Origin of the sequence: Proteus penneri (assembly GCF_003144535.1) — a bacterium.
In the GTDB taxonomy this organism is placed as follows: domain Bacteria; phylum Pseudomonadota; class Gammaproteobacteria; order Enterobacterales; family Enterobacteriaceae; genus Proteus; species Proteus penneri.
Genome location: NZ_PHFJ01000002.1, coordinates 323,315 through 342,205, shown reverse-complemented (window position 1 = coordinate 342,205; position 18,891 = coordinate 323,315). Strand labels below are relative to the sequence as shown.

Genomic DNA, 18,891 nt, shown 5'->3' with positions numbered 1-18,891 from the left:
TTTGTGTTCACTTTGCTAAATGGCGCCCGCCGATTTATCTATAATAGCCACTTTTTATATTATATTCGCATAATAATCGCGCTTACAGGAACGACTTTGTTTCCTTGGATTTTAGGGCAAGAGCCTAAATATACAATTCCTCTAACTTTAGGCGTGGTTGCGGCTGCATTAACTGACTTAGATGATAGGCTTGTTGGTCGTTTAAAAAACCTAGTTATCACTTTATGCTGTTTTCTTCTTGCTTCAGCATCTATAGGATTACTTTATCCATATCCTATTTTATTCTTTTGTGGTTTAGCTATTTCTACTTGGGGATTTATTTTATTGGGTGCTTTAGGGCAACGGTACGCAACTATTGCTTTTGGTGCTTTATTAATCGCGATTTATACTATGCTCGGTATGCCTATTTTCCCAGAATGGTATGAACAACCCGTTTTATTATTATTAGGCGCTATTTGGTATAACTCTTTAACATTAATTGGTCACTTATTATTCCCAATTCGCCCAGTTCAGGACAATCTAACTCGCTGTTACCAACAACTCGCAACTTACCTCGAAGCTAAAGCGACATTATTTGATCCAGATATCGAAGATGACTATCAACACTCGCTTTATAATTTAGCAATGGCAAATAGCCAATTAATTGACACGATGAACCAAACTAAAGTTACATTATTAAGTCGATTAAAAGGTGATAGAGGCCAACGTAGTAGTCGTTTCACACTTCATTACTATTTCGTTGCTCAAGATATTCATGAGCGAGCAAGTTCGTCACATGCTCAATACCAGCTATTAAGTAATGAATTACGGCATAGCGATGTGTTATTTCGGTTTCAACGTTTACTTTCTATGCAGGCTCGAGCTTGTGAACAAGTTGCACAATCTATTCTTTGGCATAAAAAATATCAGCATAATCCTTCATTAGAACGTGCTATAAATTATCTAGAGAATGCATTAAATCATTTAAAAAAAACGACCTCAGAACCACAATTAATAACACCTTTAAATAATTTACTGCAAAACCTTCAAGGCATTGATGCGCTTTTACGAAGTATTAGTACAGAGCAATACCAAATATCCCATGACCAAAAAGAAGAAACACAACTTTCTGATGATGGTTTAACAGGATGGCGCGATATTGCACTAAGAATAAAAGAGCACCTCACGCCAAAATCGGCGCTTTTTAGACATGCAGTTAGGATGTCACTAGTGTTATGTATTGGCTATGCCATTATTCAATTTTTCCAATTGGATAGAGGTTATTGGATATTATTAACTAGCCTCTTTGTTTGCCAACCCAACTATAATGCCACTCGCCGACGTCTTACTTTACGTGTGAGTGGTACTATTATTGGTATTTTAATTGGCTTCCCTATTTTATATTTTGTGCCTTCGATTGAAGGACAACTCGTTTTAATTGTAATAACCGGTACGCTCTTTTTTGCATTTAGAACCATACAATACGCACATGCCACACTATTTATTACTTTATTGGTTTTATTAAGTTTCAATTTGCTTGGTGAAGGTTATGATGTTGCTCTTCCTCGTATTATCGATACCTTAATTGGCTGCGCCATAGCTTGGTTTGCTGTCAGCTTTATTTGGCCTGACTGGAAATTCCGTCAGCTACCAGTTGTCATTCAAAAAACAATGACAAATAACTGTTATTATCTTGATGCCATACTTATTCAGTATTACCAAGGGAAAGATAATAGCTTAAGTTATCGAATTGCTCGTCGAAATGCTCATAGTAGTGATGGTGAATTAGCCTCCCTGATCTCAAATATGTCATCAGAGCCCAAAAGCTATCAAGCATCCCAAGAAGTGGCTTTTCAGTTACTTTGTTTAAATCATACTTTACTCAGTTATATTTCTGCTCTTGGCGTTCATCGTTCAAAAATAGAAGACGAGAATGTGCTCACGTTACTTAATGATACAGTGTGTTATATCGATTCTGCTTTACGTCGCAAAACGCCACCAGTCAAAGAATTTAAGCAATCTCATGTAGAATTAATTGAAAGGATCAATCTATTACCTAATGCCGATAATCCTCGCATTCAATTAGTACTTACTCAAATCCGATTACTATTGGACTTACTGCCACAAATTATTAACTGCATCCAAATTATTGAGCAAAGCGAATCAAAAAACCTGCCTCAATCTTAGTCTCTTATTGACGTTATTTTCTCTAATTTCTATAAGTATATTAGAGAAAATAACGGTCATTGCTTTTTATTTTATTGGAAAGATAATTCGTTGTACCAATCTAATAACTCCATTTTAAGTTGACTAGGTAATACAGAACGATGGCATCCAACGATAGCTCCTGCCAATGAAAGTAAAAGTTCACTATTTTTCAAATTGTGGCCATGCATTAATTTTAGATAACACGCTTTAGCACCGATTAAACGCAGTTCTTCAACTTGATTAATACCAATTTGATTCAATCTTTTTTCTAATATCACACCTAGATTAGGTAAGTCTTTTATTCTACAAGGCTTCTTTCGTTGTCCTAAATATTCTTGGATGCTGTAGTGATATGTCATATCAATATATTGATCTAATTTTTGCTGATTATTCCATAGCGAATCCGTTATATGGTAATAACGCAATATGATAGGAATTCCTTTTTTCAAATAGGTATAGGAACTCATTTTCGTTGCCTTAAAGAGAGTTTCTAAAAACCCACTTCCTTTTAAATAAAACTCATTGTTAGATGTGATAGCAAACATAACATCATCGATCATTAAGCTAACACCACCAAATTGAGACTTTGTTGTTAACTCTCCATATTGTGCAATACGCGATAACAAATGAGCCTTCCTTTGCTCAGGTAAAAATAACATTGAAACTCCAAAACAAACTTTAAGATTAAATTTTATCTTTGAATTCAAAAACATGCATAATACATCACAAGAAAGACAATAAAGAAATTCCCTTTTATTGCCAATAGTTAACAACTTAAAAATAGAAATTTACATGAAATTTGAGAGGAACTTTCAAAAAATGAGCTTGATTTAAGCGAAATATAGATATACTGTATATTCATACAGTGCATATGGAACGAGGTAAATATGAAACTCTCAACATCATCTCCGACAAGACAGAACGCCATTCTCCAAGAGATCTCAAATGAGGTATTACCTCTATCTATCCCTTCAACAGTGGCGACTTACGATAGCAATAATAAACAAGGTATGGTGAGTGAACTTCTCTACCAAAATCCGCTCGTCATTAATCACATCCTTTTGCCATTACTGAAACAGTATAGCTATGAATCACGTTGGTTATTGTGGCTAAACCCACAACAAAAGCTAAATCGTACTTGGTTAAAAAATGCCGGATTACCACTTAACAAAATAATTCAATTAAATCATATAAATATGATAACTACAGTTGATTTAATGGAAAAAGCGTTGGCAAGTGGTAATTACAGTGTCGTACTCGGTTGGTTACCAGAAATATCGTCAGAAGAGATGAAACGATTAGAATCTGCTGCAAGTAAAGGAAAAACCCTCGGGTTTATTATGCGACAACAAATTAATACAAATATCCATTTAGAAAATAGCAATACCTCTAAACGACATTTGAATTCAGTAAAAATTCATTCAATTCACTACCATTAGTGAAATTTAAGAGTTTTCCTAATACTCAAAACGACCTTGTATCATTTAAGATAAGTCAAATGTAATTATAATCTAAATCATATAGTTACAATAAATTTAACAAAAATACAGAATCTTTCTCATTGTGAGATAAAGCAGATCTTTTTAAAATTTTAAGTCGAATTTTAAAGGATTACTTGTAACTTTTTAAGTTTATTGTAGACTTTATGTCGTTAAGGTTATGCTTTAAATCCCATTTTTTGGGATCATCATTTGATGAAAGTATTGGATTCCTAACAATAATTTAACCAAGGGCAAATAATAAGGCTTAAAGCCAAATGCCTAACTTGGATGATAACGAGGTGTAAAATGAAAAAGACAGCTATCGCATTAGCAGTGGCAGTGGCAGCTTTCGCAACTGCAGCGCAAGCAGCCCCAAAAGACAATACCTGGTATACTGGTGGTAAATTAGGTTGGTCTCAATACCAAAGTACTAGCAACCAATGGAATGATGTATCTATCGGTAACGGTAATACTCATAAAGACCAATTAGGTGCTGGTGCATTTGCTGGTTATCAATACAACCAATACTTAGGTTTTGAGCTGGGTTATGACTGGTTAGGTCGTATGACTTACAAAGGTTCATACAACAACGGTGCTTTCAAAGCTCAAGGTATCCAGTTAACTACTAAATTAAGCTATCCAGTAATGGAAGACCTAGACGTTTATACTCGTTTAGGTGGTATGGTATGGCGTGCAGATTCTTCTGCAACCGTTAATGAAACTTCAAAAGATCCTTCTGCAACCGGTGATGAAACTTCAGCAGATACTCAAAGACGTTTCTCTAAAAATGATACTGGCGTTTCTCCAGTATTCGCATTAGGTACTGAATACGCGATCACTCCAAACATCGCTACCCGTGTTGAATATCAGTGGATCAACAACATCGGTGATAAAGGTACTCTGAATGCACGTCCAGACAACGGCATGCTGAGTGTTGGTGTTGCTTACCGTTTCAACCAAGAAACTCCAGCACCAGTTGTAGCTCCAGCACCAGTTGTAGCTCCAGCTCCAGTTGTTGAGAACAAAACCTTTACTCTGCGTTCAGACGTTCTGTTCAACTTCAACAAATCTACTCTGAAAGCTGAAGGTCAAGAAGCTCTGAATGGTCTGTACAATGAACTGGCTAACATCGACCCAACTCAAGGTCGTGTAGTAGTTATCGGTTACACTGACCGTATCGGTTCACAAAACTACAACCTGCCTCTGTCAGAAAAACGTGCTCAATCTGTAGTTGATTACCTGGTATCTAAAGGTATCCCTGCAAACAGCATCTCTGCAGAAGGTCGTGGTAAAGAAAATCCAGTTACTGGCAACACATGTGACAACGTTAAAGCTCGTTCAGCTCTGATCGATTGCTTAGCGCCAGACCGTCGTGTTGAAATTGAAATCCAAGGTACAACTGAAGTTGTTGTTCAACCTGGTCAATAATTCAGATAGTAGAATAATCTACTATTGATGAATTCAAAACCCTGCCACTGGCAGGGTTTTTCTTTTATGGTGATAAAATTAGGTAAAAATATAAAGGTAAGAACATTTTCGAAAAGCTAATAACAATAAACTGCCAAAACCTGTAAAGTAAGACAAAATTGATGTAACTTATTTTTCTTTATCACGTACTAATAACTCAATAAGCTCATCTTTTAAATTATGCACTTTTAATGCATATTGCTCTTTTCTCTCAGCATCTTCAATTAATTGCACTATTGTTTCTGATAATGTTATTCCTCTTCGTTGTGACAATGCAGATAAGCGTTGCCAAACTTTAAACGTTAAATCGATTGATTTTTTGCGCGTGTGTTGATGTTCAGCATTAAAATAACGTTTTCTACGAGCTCGAATAGTTTGCTTCATCCGATTAGATAAGTCAGGATTCATATGCAAATCTATCCACTCTAAAACTTTTAATGGTTGCGATTCAAGAAGCAACAATTGCTCGACAACTTCATCCGCAGCACTTTTTTCTATATAACGGGTAATTAATTCACCTTCACGGTGTTTTTTTACTAGATAGGCCCATTTCCAACCACATTCTAGGTTCTCTAATTGTTGATATTTCATATAGCCCCCGTGACAGCGTAACTATATAGTAGCATATCAACAATTTTACAAAAATACTTCCACTGAACCGAAATTTTTTGCCTATTTTATAGGCAAAGTTATTTTAGATAATCTTTCTTATCAATTAATAACAGGCCTTGATAAGGGATAGTTTTCTGAGCACGTTATGATAGAATCGAGCGTCGCTATCATAAAACCGTAATGACCAATTTTATAAACTCGTCATTATAAGGTCGTAGCGATACATATTCCCTGCCTATGCAGTTGATGACAGTTAAAGAACCGTCTTATTGCAGGATAGATATCAAATTATACGATATCTAATTATCTCTTTTCACTAATCAATAATAAAAACGGTAACCTTGAAAAACAACGAATTAGAATGGCAGGCGTTACGTCCTGATTACGCCTCCTACCAAACTTTCTTTCAGACAGCATCTCAATTACCTGCATCTCTACTTCGTGAGGTTCAACCTCGCCTGTATGAAAGCTTGCAATGGTTAAACAATGCGGATTCAGGGCAGTTTATGCTGTTAAAAGCGGATGATTCAACTGCTTACTTTGATATGCTGACAGACACATTAACGCAATCAGGGATCAAAACTGATCCTGTTGTTGGCAGTTATCAAGCAGAAACCAATAAAATCTATTGGCAAGAAAATGTACAAGGTGCATTTTCATCATCAGAATCTATTACTTGTTGCCAATGGATCGAGCCAGAACAACTTTTTGGTTCATTCTATTGCCACAAAGATGAAGTCACCCTCAGTCCCGGCTTATTGCATAAAATAAATGGTGGCATCTTAGTCCTCTCTATAAAATCTTTACTTGCACAACCACTCATGTGGTTCCGCCTTAAAAAAATGGTTGAAGAACAGCGTTTTGAATGGCTTGTCTGGAATGACAATCAATCCCTGCCTTTACCTATTGAGAGTATGCCACTCAATCTTCGTGTTATTTTAGTAGGTGATAGACTTAGTCTTGAAGAGCTTGAATTTATGGAGCCGGAACTAAGCAGCACTGCTTTATATGGTGAATATGAATACGACATGTATTTAGATAACGAAACCACGCTTTCTCAATGGTGTGGTTTTGTAAACTCATTGTGCCAAAAATATCGCCTCCCTTCTTTATCTGCGGATGCTTGGGAAGTCTTATTAACACAAGCAGCAAGACAACATGAAGATCAGCTAATTCTAAGCCTAGATTTAGAATGGATCTTACGCCAGCTTCGTTATGCAATACGTTTTAATCATGATGCTTCTCTAAATGCTGATGCATTGAAAAAAGCAGAAGAAAATCGCCTATGGCGACACAGTTATTTGTTAGAACGTAGTCGTGATGAGATTTTACAAGACCAAGTTATGATACAAACAGAAGGTGAAGCTATTGGTCAAATCAATGGACTTTCTGTCTTAGATTACCCTGGATACCCTGATTTAATCGGAGAACCGACTCGCATCACCTGCGTTGCACATATAGGTGATGGTGAGTTTACGGATGTTGAGCGAAAAGCTGAGCTTGGCGGAAATATTCATGCAAAAGGCATGATGATTATGCAAGCTTACTTAAACTCAGAACTACGTTTAGACCAACCACAGCCATTTAGTACTTCGATTGTTTTTGAACAATCATATGGAGAGGTTGATGGTGATAGCGCCTCTTTGGCTGAATTATGTGCTTTTATTAGTACTCTGGCACAACAACCTATTGATCAGCAAATTGCTGTTACAGGTGCTGTTGATCAATTTGGTCAAGTCCAACCGATTGGTGGCGTAAACCAAAAAATCGAAGGCTTCTTTGATATCTGCCAACAAAGAGGGTTAACCGGTGCACAAGGTGTAATTATTCCTCTCGCCAATATTCGCCATCTTGTACTCAACGAAAATGTGCAACAAGCGGTAAAAGAAGAAAAATTTCATATTTGGCCTGTTACTCATGTAGCAGAAGCAATAACGTTACTGACTCGTCAGCCATATTATGAAGAGCAATGTGAAGCAGAACAATCAGACTCACACTTGTTAGCTGTTATTCATGATCGTATAACACTTGCAAATAATCAAGATAGACCTAAATTACCTTGGTTCTTACGTCTATTCAGATAATTCTGTTTCAAGTGATCGGAGTTGTTCAGCGTACAAGTGTAAGCTATTCTGTTCTCTTACACTTGATAAAGGCTATATAGACAATGGTTGATAAACGCGAATCTTATTCTAAAGAAGACCTCATTGCTTCCGGCCGTGGTGAATTGTTTGGCCAAGATGGCCCACCACTGCCATCTGGTAATATGCTAATGATGGATCGCATCATTAAAATGACGGAAGATGGCGGCTCCCATAATAAAGGCTTTATCGAAGCAGAATTCGATATCAAGCCAGATTTATGGTTCTTTGATTGTCACTTCGTCAATGATCCTGTTATGCCAGGTTGCTTAGGCCTAGATGCCATGTGGCAACTTGTCGGCTTCTATCTTGGCTGGCTTGGTGGCGAAGGCAAAGGCCGTGCGCTTGGTGTTGGTGAAGTAAAATTCACTGGACAAATATTACCAACAGCAAAAAAAGTTACCTATAAAATTGATTTCAAACGTGTTATCAATCGTAAACTGATTATGGGTATTGCCGATGGTGAAGTATATGTTGATGGTAAGCTGATTTATGAAGCAAAAGACTTAAAAGTTGGCTTATTTAAAGATACAACTGCATTCTAAGATAGATAACCATCCGAATCTATTATAGAAATAATGACAATATAACGTAAAAAGGCTTACAAAAATGTAAGCCTTTTTAATATCCAAATTAATTGTTTGTTATTTATATGCAAATTGTCCTATGTTCAATATGTACATAGGAATATATATAGATAACCCTCGTTTTGATTGTCGGCAAAATCTTAGTGATAATATTTAATACAGCTAAAAATAAGCTATTATCTATTTCACTACGACGGGTTATTTATTTTACCAGACTTGGGCGATCTTCCATGGCCTGTCGCCAACCTCCAAGCCAATGTGAACGCGCATCAATGGCGAAATAAGGGCAAAGTTCTTTTGAACGACCTTGCATACCAGCTTGATAACCTTTCGATAATGCTCTTGCTAAACGATCTCGTTTCTGTCTTTTCATATCTAGACAACCCTCACGTTCTAAGTTTAAGCGGAAAGATAATGATTGTTTTTCAACAACCACTATAAGTTGATACGCTTTATTGAGCATTTAAGCAAGTAAAGAAGTTAATACAAATGTCATATTTGTGATATTGCGCTGACTACAAACTTAATAATCAATGTTATTATTTATTTTATTTAATACTTTATTGAAAGGGTTTATCAATTATTTTAAAGATCACACCAAGACAAAAATTAACATATTGATATTTAATAAAAATAATAATTAAAAGTGACTTTGGTTATTTTTACCTTATATAACCAATAAATTAAATAAGATAAATTGATATTTACGTTTAAATTTATGTCAATATAAGACTTGGTTGATAAGTATTAATTTTTGCTCTGTTGCTATTTTTTTCGTAGAAAATTCTTTTTAATTACCTTGTTTTATTAAGGAATTAGCTCTCATTGAAAGCAAAATAAGCTATTAATACCTCTTACATACTTCTATTAATTCAAACTCTTCAAATACCAACTCCATATCTTCTGAAAAAAAACCTTCTCGATTAAAGAACGCTTTATGTCCTTCTTGCCAATATGCCAAGCTTAAATCTCCTTCACCTTCTCTCTTAGCTAGCTCTTCTGTAACTTCATTAAATCGTATTAACTGCAAAGAACGTGTACGAATAACACAAACAGGCTCATTTTGGCTATTTAAAATAATACTAAAACCGCCAATAACAGGAATAGCACTGTCACTAAAAAAACCACTTAATGAACTACATGTTGCCGTTTTTTTTCCTTCTACCACCAGCATAGCAAGTTCATCTGCCAACTCTGGGTTATCACCAAATGACCAACTGATTGCAGTGGGATATTTCTTTTTCAGAGTTTCTAACATATCGTTTCCTTTGTTATTTTTAAATAAACAAAACCCAATATCCTGCTTAAATACAATTTAAGTGAATATTGGGTGTGAAAAAATGTAGTACTAATTCGTTAATATTGAGCTTGAATTGCTTTCGCTATATCAGAAATAACTTGCTCCCATCCCTGCCCTAATGTACGCACTAAAGCAGGGTAACCATCTTCAGTTTGTGGTAGAACTAAAGAGAATGGCTGATTAATCACTTTATTATTTTCAGTATAAATCCAATCACCTGAAATAATTACCTGTCCATCATAACGGCCTTGAAAATAATTAACTGTGACCGTTAATTTCGCTAAGTTATCTTCAACAGGTTGATTTGCAACAACAGTACCTGGCAATGCTTTAGTTAAACCTGAAATAAGGTTCTGCTGTAATTGCTGATCAAGTGGATTAATCCATAGATGCTGATTTGCCACGGTATAGTTAATATCCGTCGTTTGATAAACAATACCTGCATTTACTAACATACTAGACAAACGGATCGGCTGAACCCAGATTTGAGGCTTTTTCGCTGACTGTGTTGTCGTGACTTGTGCTGATACCCCTGTTTGGTAAATATCAGGTAACTGATAATAGGTTTTCTCAGGTTGGCTTGAACATGCCGTTAGCATCAAAACAAATATCCCAATGATGTATCTCATTATTTTTCAGCCCTCTTTGGTTCTGGATCTTTACCTTCCTTCGCCTCAAAAATTAATGCATTACTTTTATTGTTCAATGTTTTCAATAAAGGCTGCATCTCTCTTAGCACTTGATCAAGCTGTTGCATATTATCAATCATTTTTCCATACGCAGGAGAGCCCGGTTGGAAGCCTTGCATACTACGATTGATCTCTTTCAATGATTGCTGAATATCACTAGGAAGATTTCTAAATTCATCACTGCCAATCATCGCATTCAATGACTTCAGTGTTTCTTTCGCTTCACTGACCGCTTTTTGGCTTTCAGATAATGTTGCCGTCATTTCTTTAAGCATTGGCTCAACAGGAAGATTGTTGATCTTATCCAGTGATGTCATCACTTTTTGCTGAATTTGCGCTAAACCTGAGCTAACTGTTGGAATTTGTTGGATACCAGCAACTTCTTGAGGCCCTTTCCATTTAGCTTCATCAGGGTAGAAATCAAGATCAATATAAAGTGCCCCAGTTAAAAGGTTACCTGATTTCAATGATGCTCTTAATCCATTATTAGAAGCAAAAGTAATTTCTTTAACGAAGTCGAAACTCTCACCGACATCATTAGCAAAACGTTCTGGTTCAACATGAATAAGAACAGGAATACGAAAATCTTTATCCAATGATTGTTGCATACCTTTAGTGTAATAAGGCACTTGTACAACCGTTCCCATGCGAATTCCGCGGAATTCCACAGGGGCACCTGCTTGCAATCCTCTTACAGAATCAGAGAAGAACATAATGTAGCTACGATAGTCGGTATATAACGAGTTTTGAATACTCTTTTCATTATCGTAGAGCTTGAATTCTGTTTTAGGTTCAATAGGATCACCTGGAACCCATCCCGCAGGAACATCAAAACTAACTCCACCACTAAAGAGTGTAGAAAGTGATGCCATTTCAACACGTACACCCGATGAAGACATATCAAAAGCGATACCTGAATCTTTCCAGAATCGAACATTTGATGTCACCATTTTGTCATAAGGCGCTTTGATAAAGAGTTGGTAATGCATGTCTCGGCTCTCAATGTTGAATTCGCTGGTTTCAACAGAGCCGACTTGGTAACCTCTAAATAAAACAGGATCACCCGCATTTAATTGGCCTGCCCCTTCACTTACTAAATTGATACGAATACCTTTTGCATCTGGTGAAGCTAACGGTGGCGAGTCGAGAAGATTAAATTCATCTTCTTCTTTACCTTTTAACCCCGGTTGCAGTTCTATGTAAGCCCCAGAAAGCAAGGTGCCTAGCCCCGTTACCCCCTCTTTACCGACTTGAGGTCTTACAACCCAAAATGCAGTATCTGCGCGTAACAACTCTTTCATTTCTTTATCAAGGCGAGCCGTAATAATAACGCGACTAAAATTACTATCGAGTGAGACACTTTCAACTAAACCGATATCCACACTGCGACTTTTAATTTTGGTTTTACCCGCTTCAATGCCATCTGCATTATAGGTAATTAATGTAACTTCTGGACCCTGATGGCTGAAATGATAATAAAGTATCCACGCACCAATCAGTAAGGTGACAAGTGGTATGATCCAAACCGGAGACCAGCTTTTTAGTTTGTTAATTTTTGCTTCAGTTAAAGCAGTTTCATTCTTTTCAGTCACCCTTAGGCTCCTTAATCGTGGGTTTATCATCATCGGTTGTACACTTATCCCACGTCAACCGAGGATCAAACATCATTGCAGAGAACATAGTTAATACTACAACCAATGCAAATAGCACCACACCAAAATCAGGATAGATGCTCATCAGACGCCCCATTCTGACTAATGAAGCTAAAACAGCAATTACGAAGACGTCAATCATCGACCAACGCCCTACATATTCAACAACTTCGTAGAGAAAATGCATTCTAGCAGGATCTCTTTTTCCATTAGATTTATGTGCATCCCAACACAACCAAGCAATTGCTACCATTTTTAAACTTGGTACCATAATACTGGCAATAAATATCACCATCGCAACAGGATAAGAGCCATCTTCCCAAAGCAAAATTACCCCAGCCATAATTGTGGAGTAAATATCATTACCTAATGATTCAGTCACCATGATTGGTAATAAATTAGCGGGGATATAAAGAATAAGTGACGTAATCAACAAAGAAACCGTCCATTGTAAACTTTTAGGTCTCCTTGCATGTCCTTTCACTTCACAACGACTACATTCGTATTGATCTACGGGTAAGATTGCCGTACATGAGCGACATAATCTAACCCCTTGTTTTAATCCCGATTGACCTGATTCAATATCAGGGTAATTTGGGCGGGGTTCTAATTTTTCCCATAAAGTGTGTCTATCAAGGCACTGGAATGCTCGAATTTGAAATAAGCAATAAAGCACATAAGGAAGAAAACTAAGCCCTAGTCCAATATCACCATAAGCCATTAATTTTACGAAACTGACTAAAATTCCCGCCAGAAAAATTTCTGCCATACACCACGATTTTAATTGGAATAAAATACGTGATAGCCAAATTTGTAGCTTTCTGGGCAATTGAATTGGCGTACAAAGCAGTAAAATTGCCACCATACAAAAAGCTGGCACAATTTGGACAAACAGTAAGAAAAATGCGCCTAATTCGACGTAATTTTCACTAAACATAACCGTTGGAATTTGCATCAATGTGATGTTGTTGGTGATACCAGCCACTTCCATACTCACGAAAGTGAACTGACTTGCCATTAGCAACATAAATAATGCGCTGATTGCTAGAGCAACAGGTTGATAAAAAGGCTGACGCCAACGTGCAATTAATACAGTATGACAACGAGGGCATGTTGCTTTTGTTCCTTGTACTAATTGAGGAACACTGACCACCAGATCGCACTGAGGACATAATATTTGCTCATGTTTATCTTCATGACGATGTTGTTGACCTGAGCACACAGCGACACCTCTTATTTAGAATAATCAATAAAAGAATATTTAATCCAGAAAGTAAAACGGGGCGCGATGCCCCGTTTTCGGTTGGCTATTCGCCATTTTGCATCAATTCTAGCTCTTGCCATCGGTCAAAAGCAGTTTCAAGCTCTTGTTCTTTATCTGCAAGTGCTTTTAAGACTTTTTCTGTCTCTTCATGAGGACGAGCAAAGAAATCCGCCCCACTCACTTCTTCTTGTAATGCACTTAATTGCGTTTCTAAGCTTTCTAATTTAGCAGGTAGTTGCTCAAGCTCGCGCGCCAAATGATAACTTAACTTGTTAGTACGCGTGTTCTTTTTAGAGCTATCTTTCACTTTTGCTTCTTTTTCAGCTTTTTCTGGTACGTTGCGTGATTTTCTTGTTTCACTTTTTAATGAAACCGACTGTGCTCGTTGTTGCTGAGCATCGTAATATCCACCAACGTAGCTGTTAATGACACCATCACCTTCAAAAATCCAACACTCAGTAACACTATTATCAACAAACTCACGGTCATGGCTAACCAGTAAAACGGTGCCTTGGTAAGCATCAACCAATTCTTCTAATAACTCCAATGTTTCAACATCGAGGTCATTGGTTGGTTCATCAAGAATAAGCAAGTTACTTGGTTTTAAAAATAAGCGTGCCAGTAGTAGACGGTTTCTCTCCCCTCCTGAGAGGGCACGAACAGGCGTCATCGCACGTTTAGGAGGAAATAAAAAGTCTTGCAAATAACCAAGTACATGGCGAGGACGACCATTTACCATTACCTCTTGCTTACCTTCAGCAAGGTTATCCATTACTGTTTTATCAGGATCAAGTGTTGCACGGTGCTGATCAAAGTAAGCGACTTCAAGTTTAGTACCACAGTGCACTCGGCCGCTGTCAGCTTTTAAATCACCTAACATCAGTTTTAATAATGTCGTTTTACCGCAACCATTTGGTCCCACCAGCGCAATTTTATCACCACGTTGTACTTTGGCAGAAAAATCACGAACTAACTTACGAGTTCCAATGCTATAATTAACATCTTCTAACTCGAATACGATTTTACCAGAACGAGTTGCTTCTTCGACTTGCATACGTGCACTGCCTAACACTTCACGGCGTTCACTACGTTCAACACGCAATGCTTTTAGAGCACGTACACGACCTTCGTTACGAGTACGTCGTGCTTTAATACCTTGGCGTATCCACGCTTCTTCTTGCGCTAATTTGCGATCAAACTCTGCATTTTGTTGCTCTTCAACGCGTAATGCTTCTTCTTTGCTTTCAAGATACTTATCGTAATTTCCCGGCCATGAAGAAAGTTTGCCTCGATCAAGATCGATAATACGCGTTGCCATATTTCGAATAAATGAACGGTCATGGGAAATAAACACGATACTTCCTTGGAAATCTTTTAAGAATTTCTCAAGCCAAAGGATCGTTTCAATATCAAGGTGGTTTGTTGGTTCATCTAAAAACAGCACTCTTGGTGCGCTAACTAATGCACGCCCTAATGCTGCTTTTCTTAACCAACCCCCCGATAAAGAAGAAAGCTCAGCTTCACCATCTAAACCGAGTTTTTCTAACACTTCTGCAATTCGGCTATCAAGTAACCACAAGTTACGGCTATCGAGTACTTCTTGCAGCTCTGCCATTTTATTGAGATTTTTATCAGAAGGATCTGTTTCAATCAATTTAGAAATATGATGATAATCCGTTAGATATTTAGCATCTTCTTCAACACCTTCAGCAACAAAGTCAAAGATAGTACCTTCAATATCTCTTGGCGGATCTTGCTGTAAGCGAGCAGTCACAAGATCTTGTTCATAAACAACTTGACCATCATCTAAAGGTTGCTCTTTAGATAACACTCTTAATAGCGTTGATTTTCCTGCACCATTGCGCCCAACTAAACAAACACGTTCATTTTCTTCAATAAATAAATCGGTGCTATCTAATAGAGGAGCATCACTGAAAGATAAATAAGCCCCAGTCAAACTAATTAACGGCATTGTAAATTATTCCTCACCAGCATGAGTTAACAGCCAGCAGTTGTGGATTTGGCGGTTACGCGCAAAGTCTTGTGATAATGTTTTCTGTGTTATCTCTTTTGCACGCAAGCCAATTTTTGCTAACTCTTCATGTTCCATTTTGAATCCACGTTTATTATTTGAGAACATAATTGTTCCACCTTTTCTCAACAAACGTTTTAGATGTTTCATTAGTTCAATGTGATCACGCTGTACATCAAAGGTATTTTCCATACGCTTTGAGTTAGAAAACGTAGGTGGATCGATAAAAATCACATCAAATTGTTCATTGCTTTGCATTAACCATTGTAAACAATCAGCCTGCATTAAACGATGTTGTCTACCTGATAGGCCATTCGCTTGGAAGTTTTTCTCAGCCCATTCAAGGTAGGTACGTGACATATCAACTGTTGTTGTGCTTTTTGCACCACCAATTCCTGCATGAACAGAAGCCGTACCCGTATAAGCAAAAAGATTTAAGAAATCTTTTCCTTTGCTCATTTCACCCAACATTTTTCGTGCAATACGGTGATCTAAGAACAATCCTGTATCGAGGTAATCCGTAAGATTTACCCAGAATTTTGCACCAAACTCGTCAACTAAGAAAAAATCACCTTTTTCGGCCATTTTTTCATACTGTTGTTTACCTTTTTGGCGTTGGCGAGTTTTTAAAATCAGTTGATCAGAACGTAATGCCAATACTTCCATTGTTGCGCTAATTACATCGAATAAACGCTGACGGGCTTTGTGTTCATTAACAGTTTTAGGTGGCGCATACTCTTGAATAACCACTTTATCGCCATAACGGTCTACAGCAACATTATATTCAGGTAAATCAGCATCGTATAAGCGATAACATTCAATTTGCTGTTGTTTTGCCCATTTCGCGAGTTTTTTCTCATTTTTACGCAAACGGTTTGCAAAATCTTCTGCAAGCCCAGTGTTAATCGTTGATGGTGTATCAGAAAGTAAATAGTTTTTCTGTACACAATCAAGAGGACCATTTTTTGCTTTGAACTCACGCTCTGCACGTAATTGAATACAACTCAACAATTCAGGTGATGCACTAAATAGTGACAATCTCCAACCTGGGAAATGTGCTTTTATCGCTCTTCCTAATTGGCTATGTAATGCAATTAATGCTGGCTCACTTTCTAAACGCTCACCATAAGGTGGGTTACTGATAATTGTCCCTTTTATTTCTGTTGAGACTGGGTTTGTCAGTTTAGCTGCATCACCATGAGCAAACGTGATCAGTTCGGCAACATCTGCTCTACGGGCATTAGCTCTTGCCATATCCAACACACGTTTATCAACATCAAAACCATAGAAACGCGCAGTGGTATTCTTTTTACCTTCACGGAAACGGGCGAAAGCTTCATGAGTCACTTCTTTCCATAACGCTTCATCATGGCCTAACCAATGACGGAATCCCCAATGCACACGATTTAATGCTGGAGCACAGTCTGTCGCCATCATGGCTGCTTCAATTAATAATGTACCCGAGCCACACATTGGATCGATTAATGGTGTGTCAAGTTTCCAGCCTGAACGCATAATAATCGCAGCTGCTAAATTTTCTTTTAAAGGCGCTTGACCCGTTAAGTCACGGTAACCGCGTTGATGTAAACCATCACCACTTAAATCTAAAGATAGAGAGGCTTTTTCTTTATGAAGATGGATAGTTAAGCGGATATCAGGAGATTGTTTAGCGACATCTGGACGTTGCCCTATTTTACGTTGAAATGAGTCAACAATGGCATCTTTTGCTTTTAATGCACCATATTGGCTATTACGAATAATGTCATTCGTGCCGTTAAAATGGATAGCAAAGGTCTGATCAACAGTAAAAATCTCACTCCAATCAATTGCCTGCACGCCAAGATATAAGTCTAGATCACTGTAAACATTGAATTCATTTAACGGCAACATAATACGTGACGCTAAACGGCTCCAAAGTAAAGACTGATACATGGTTTTATCATCAGCACGAAAATAAACACCGCCTTGAGTTATCTGGCAAGCCTGAGCACCAAGGTGTTCAAGTTCAGATTTTAATAGTTCTTCCAGACCTCGGCCTGTGCTGGCAAACAGAGAGCGCATAATATTGTTACCACCTAAAATAAAATTGTTGGGCATTATAGCTAATTGTATTACGTTGTCATAAAGTTACTGGCTATAAAAAATAATAATGTCTTTTTGGGAGCACCGATGATCAACGTTTCACGCCTTTATATACACCCAGTTAAATCGATGAAGGGAATTCGACTTTCTCATGCATTTGCTCGTGAGAGCGGATTCACGTTTGATCGTGATTTTATGATAACGACCCCTGAAGGGACTTTTATCACGGCACGAAAATTTCCCGTTTTGCTGTGTTTTATTCCCACGGTCATGGCAAATGGAATTTATATTCAAGCGCCTGATGGTGAAGGTATTGCTATCACTTATCAAGATTTTGAGACCACATTGCAACCGACAGAAGTTTGGGGTAACCATTTTACCGCGTATGTCGCACCAGATGAAATAAATCAGTGGTTCAGTCGTTATTTAAAAATAGATGTACAACTTCGTTGGACTGGCGAAAAATCGACACGTCGAGTGAAAAAAACCCAGAAACCGCTGTTTCTTTCGCTGATGGTTACCCTTACTTATTAATTAATGAAGCCTCATTTCAATACTTACAACAACGTTGCCCCGCTTCAATTAATATTGAGCAATTTCGAGGTAATATCCTCATAACAGGTGCAAAGCCTTTTGAAGAAGATACTTGGCAGACTATTCGTGTTGGCTCTGTTGTGATGGATCTGATGAAACCTTGTAGCCGTTGCATCATGACCACAATTAGTATTGATAAAGGCGTTAAACATCCTAACACAGAACCACTTGCAACACTGCAAACATTCCGTAGCGATGAAACAGGTGATGTCGACTTTGGTCAAAATATCATCATTCGCCAAACAGGCATTATTCGTGTGGGAGATACTGTTGAGGTATTAGCTTATAAAAAAGCAAAACAGTATCTTGTAACGACTCCTGTTGAAACACAATCAACACCTATTGTTGAAAACACACAAGAACAGACTGTCAGTATTGAATTTAACGGTGAGGTTTTCGAAGGTAATAACCAAGAAGTTCTGTTAGAACAGCTTGAAAATAATGGTTATACCATTCCTTATAGTTGCCGAGCAGGTCTTTGTGGCTCTTGTGTTATCCAATTAGATGAAGGGGATGTTAATGCATTAAAAGCCGGAGCAATTAAACGCTCAGGTAAAATTTTAGCTTGTAGCTGTGTGCCTAACGGTAATGTGAAACTTTCACTTAATAAAAAATAACACTTATCTCTATCACAAATTAAAAGAAGGTAATTTGCCCTTATCTTCTTTTTTATTTTAAATAAGACGGTTTATTTAATAAGAATTATCTTATTAGGAATTCAATGATAAATTATCAATCAGCTCATTTTATTTTTAGAAAAAGATTACAGAAAGAGAGTGATGAAGATTTGATTTGCAGGAGTA

The 18,891-nt window shown here is 37.4% G+C and carries 14 protein-coding genes and 1 pseudogene; 6 read left to right on the top strand and 9 right to left on the bottom strand.

Features of this window, described 5'->3' with window-relative positions; genetic code table 11:
- Positions 1–3 precede the first annotated feature (3 nt).
- Positions 4–2,166, top strand: a complete 2,163-nt coding sequence (gene yccS / locus CUB63_RS04515) for a YccS family putative transporter (RefSeq protein ID WP_109847550.1) — start codon at positions 4–6, stop codon at positions 2,164–2,166.
- A 71-nt stretch (positions 2,167–2,237) separates the two neighbouring features.
- Here the strand turns inward: yccS and CUB63_RS04510 are convergent, their stop codons facing one another.
- Positions 2,238–2,846 carry a TfoX/Sxy family DNA transformation protein gene (locus tag CUB63_RS04510; protein WP_072062773.1) on the bottom strand — a complete coding sequence of 203 codons (609 nt, stop codon included), beginning with the start codon at positions 2,844–2,846 and terminating at the stop codon, positions 2,238–2,240.
- A 228-nt stretch (positions 2,847–3,074) separates the two neighbouring features.
- Between CUB63_RS04510 and sulA the strand changes: the two genes are divergently transcribed.
- Both sulA and ompA read left to right on the top strand, forming a co-directional pair.
- A complete protein-coding gene (sulA, locus tag CUB63_RS04505; RefSeq protein ID WP_006537362.1) occupies positions 3,075–3,626 on the top strand; it encodes an SOS-induced cell division inhibitor SulA in 552 nt (183 codons plus the stop codon).
- A 348-nt stretch (positions 3,627–3,974) separates the two neighbouring features.
- A complete protein-coding gene (gene ompA / locus CUB63_RS04500) occupies positions 3,975–5,096 on the top strand; it encodes a porin OmpA (RefSeq protein ID WP_109847549.1) in 1,122 nt (373 codons plus the stop codon).
- A gap of 168 nt (positions 5,097–5,264) precedes the next feature.
- Here the strand turns inward: ompA and matP are convergent, their stop codons facing one another.
- Positions 5,265–5,726, bottom strand: a complete 462-nt coding sequence (matP, locus tag CUB63_RS04495) for a macrodomain Ter protein MatP (RefSeq protein WP_006537365.1) — start codon at positions 5,724–5,726, stop codon at positions 5,265–5,267.
- A gap of 362 nt (positions 5,727–6,088) precedes the next feature.
- Here matP and CUB63_RS04490 point away from each other — a divergent pair, with 362 nt between their 5' ends.
- Entirely contained in the window at positions 6,089–7,831 is a 1,743-nt protein-coding gene (locus CUB63_RS04490) for an AAA family ATPase (RefSeq protein WP_109847548.1), read from the top strand.
- 83 nt (positions 7,832–7,914) lie between these two features.
- Positions 7,915–8,433: a bifunctional 3-hydroxydecanoyl-ACP dehydratase/trans-2-decenoyl-ACP isomerase gene (gene fabA / locus CUB63_RS04485; protein WP_006537368.1), complete on the top strand. Its 519-nt coding sequence runs from the start codon at positions 7,915–7,917 to the stop codon at positions 8,431–8,433.
- Positions 8,434–8,677: 244 nt separating this feature from the next.
- Here fabA and rmf read toward each other — a convergent pair whose 3' ends face one another.
- From rmf to rlmKL, 7 genes are all read right to left on the bottom strand, one after another.
- A complete protein-coding gene (gene rmf, locus CUB63_RS04480) occupies positions 8,678–8,848 on the bottom strand; it encodes a ribosome modulation factor (protein WP_023581348.1) in 171 nt (56 codons plus the stop codon).
- Between the two features lie 471 nt (positions 8,849–9,319).
- Complete coding sequence (locus tag CUB63_RS04475) at positions 9,320–9,733, bottom strand: ASCH domain-containing protein (RefSeq protein WP_109847547.1); 414 nt, start codon at positions 9,731–9,733, stop codon at positions 9,320–9,322.
- Between the two features lie 98 nt (positions 9,734–9,831).
- Entirely contained in the window at positions 9,832–10,404 is a 573-nt protein-coding gene (gene pqiC, locus CUB63_RS04470) for a membrane integrity-associated transporter subunit PqiC (RefSeq protein WP_006537371.1), read from the bottom strand.
- Complete coding sequence (pqiB, locus tag CUB63_RS04465) at positions 10,404–12,056, bottom strand: intermembrane transport protein PqiB (RefSeq protein ID WP_006537372.1); 1,653 nt, start codon at positions 12,054–12,056, stop codon at positions 10,404–10,406. The genes pqiC and pqiB overlap by 1 nt, the downstream gene beginning before the upstream one ends.
- Positions 12,049–13,338: a membrane integrity-associated transporter subunit PqiA gene (pqiA, locus tag CUB63_RS04460; RefSeq protein WP_109847546.1), complete on the bottom strand. Its 1,290-nt coding sequence runs from the start codon at positions 13,336–13,338 to the stop codon at positions 12,049–12,051. Before pqiA ends, pqiB begins: the two co-directional genes overlap by 8 nt.
- Before the next feature lie 85 nt (positions 13,339–13,423).
- On the bottom strand, positions 13,424–15,352 hold the full coding sequence (locus CUB63_RS04455) for an ABC transporter ATP-binding protein (RefSeq protein ID WP_006537375.1): 1,929 nt from the start codon (positions 15,350–15,352) through the stop codon (positions 13,424–13,426).
- Between the two features lie 6 nt (positions 15,353–15,358).
- Positions 15,359–17,473: a bifunctional 23S rRNA (guanine(2069)-N(7))-methyltransferase RlmK/23S rRNA (guanine(2445)-N(2))-methyltransferase RlmL gene (gene rlmKL, locus CUB63_RS04450; RefSeq protein WP_109400847.1), complete on the bottom strand. Its 2,115-nt coding sequence runs from the start codon at positions 17,471–17,473 to the stop codon at positions 15,359–15,361.
- Between the two features lie 108 nt (positions 17,474–17,581).
- On the opposite strand from rlmKL, the pseudogene CUB63_RS04445 reads away from it, so the two are divergent.
- Positions 17,582–18,705: pseudogene (locus tag CUB63_RS04445) on the top strand (YcbX family protein).
- Positions 18,706–18,891: the final 186 nt, after the last annotated feature.

What these genes read in the sequence shown, in the direction of transcription:
- CUB63_RS04510 (WP_072062773.1), bottom strand. Translation starts at nt 2,846, where the DNA reads ATGTTATTTTTACCTGAGCAAAGGAAGGCTCATTTGTTATCGCGTATT.
- sulA (WP_006537362.1), top strand. Translation starts at nt 3,075, where the DNA reads ATGAAACTCTCAACATCATCTCCGACAAGACAGAACGCCATTCTCCAA.
- ompA (WP_109847549.1), top strand. Translation starts at nt 3,975, where the DNA reads ATGAAAAAGACAGCTATCGCATTAGCAGTGGCAGTGGCAGCTTTCGCA.
- matP (WP_006537365.1), bottom strand. Translation starts at nt 5,726, where the DNA reads ATGAAATATCAACAATTAGAGAACCTAGAATGTGGTTGGAAATGGGCC.
- fabA (WP_006537368.1), top strand. Translation starts at nt 7,915, where the DNA reads ATGGTTGATAAACGCGAATCTTATTCTAAAGAAGACCTCATTGCTTCC.
- rmf (WP_023581348.1), bottom strand. Translation starts at nt 8,848, where the DNA reads ATGAAAAGACAGAAACGAGATCGTTTAGCAAGAGCATTATCGAAAGGT.
- CUB63_RS04475 (WP_109847547.1), bottom strand. Translation starts at nt 9,733, where the DNA reads ATGTTAGAAACTCTGAAAAAGAAATATCCCACTGCAATCAGTTGGTCA.
- pqiC (WP_006537371.1), bottom strand. Translation starts at nt 10,404, where the DNA reads ATGAGATACATCATTGGGATATTTGTTTTGATGCTAACGGCATGTTCA.
- CUB63_RS04455 (WP_006537375.1), bottom strand. Translation starts at nt 15,352, where the DNA reads ATGCCGTTAATTAGTTTGACTGGGGCTTATTTATCTTTCAGTGATGCT.
- rlmKL (WP_109400847.1), bottom strand. Translation starts at nt 17,473, where the DNA reads ATGCGCTCTCTGTTTGCCAGCACAGGCCGAGGTCTGGAAGAACTATTA.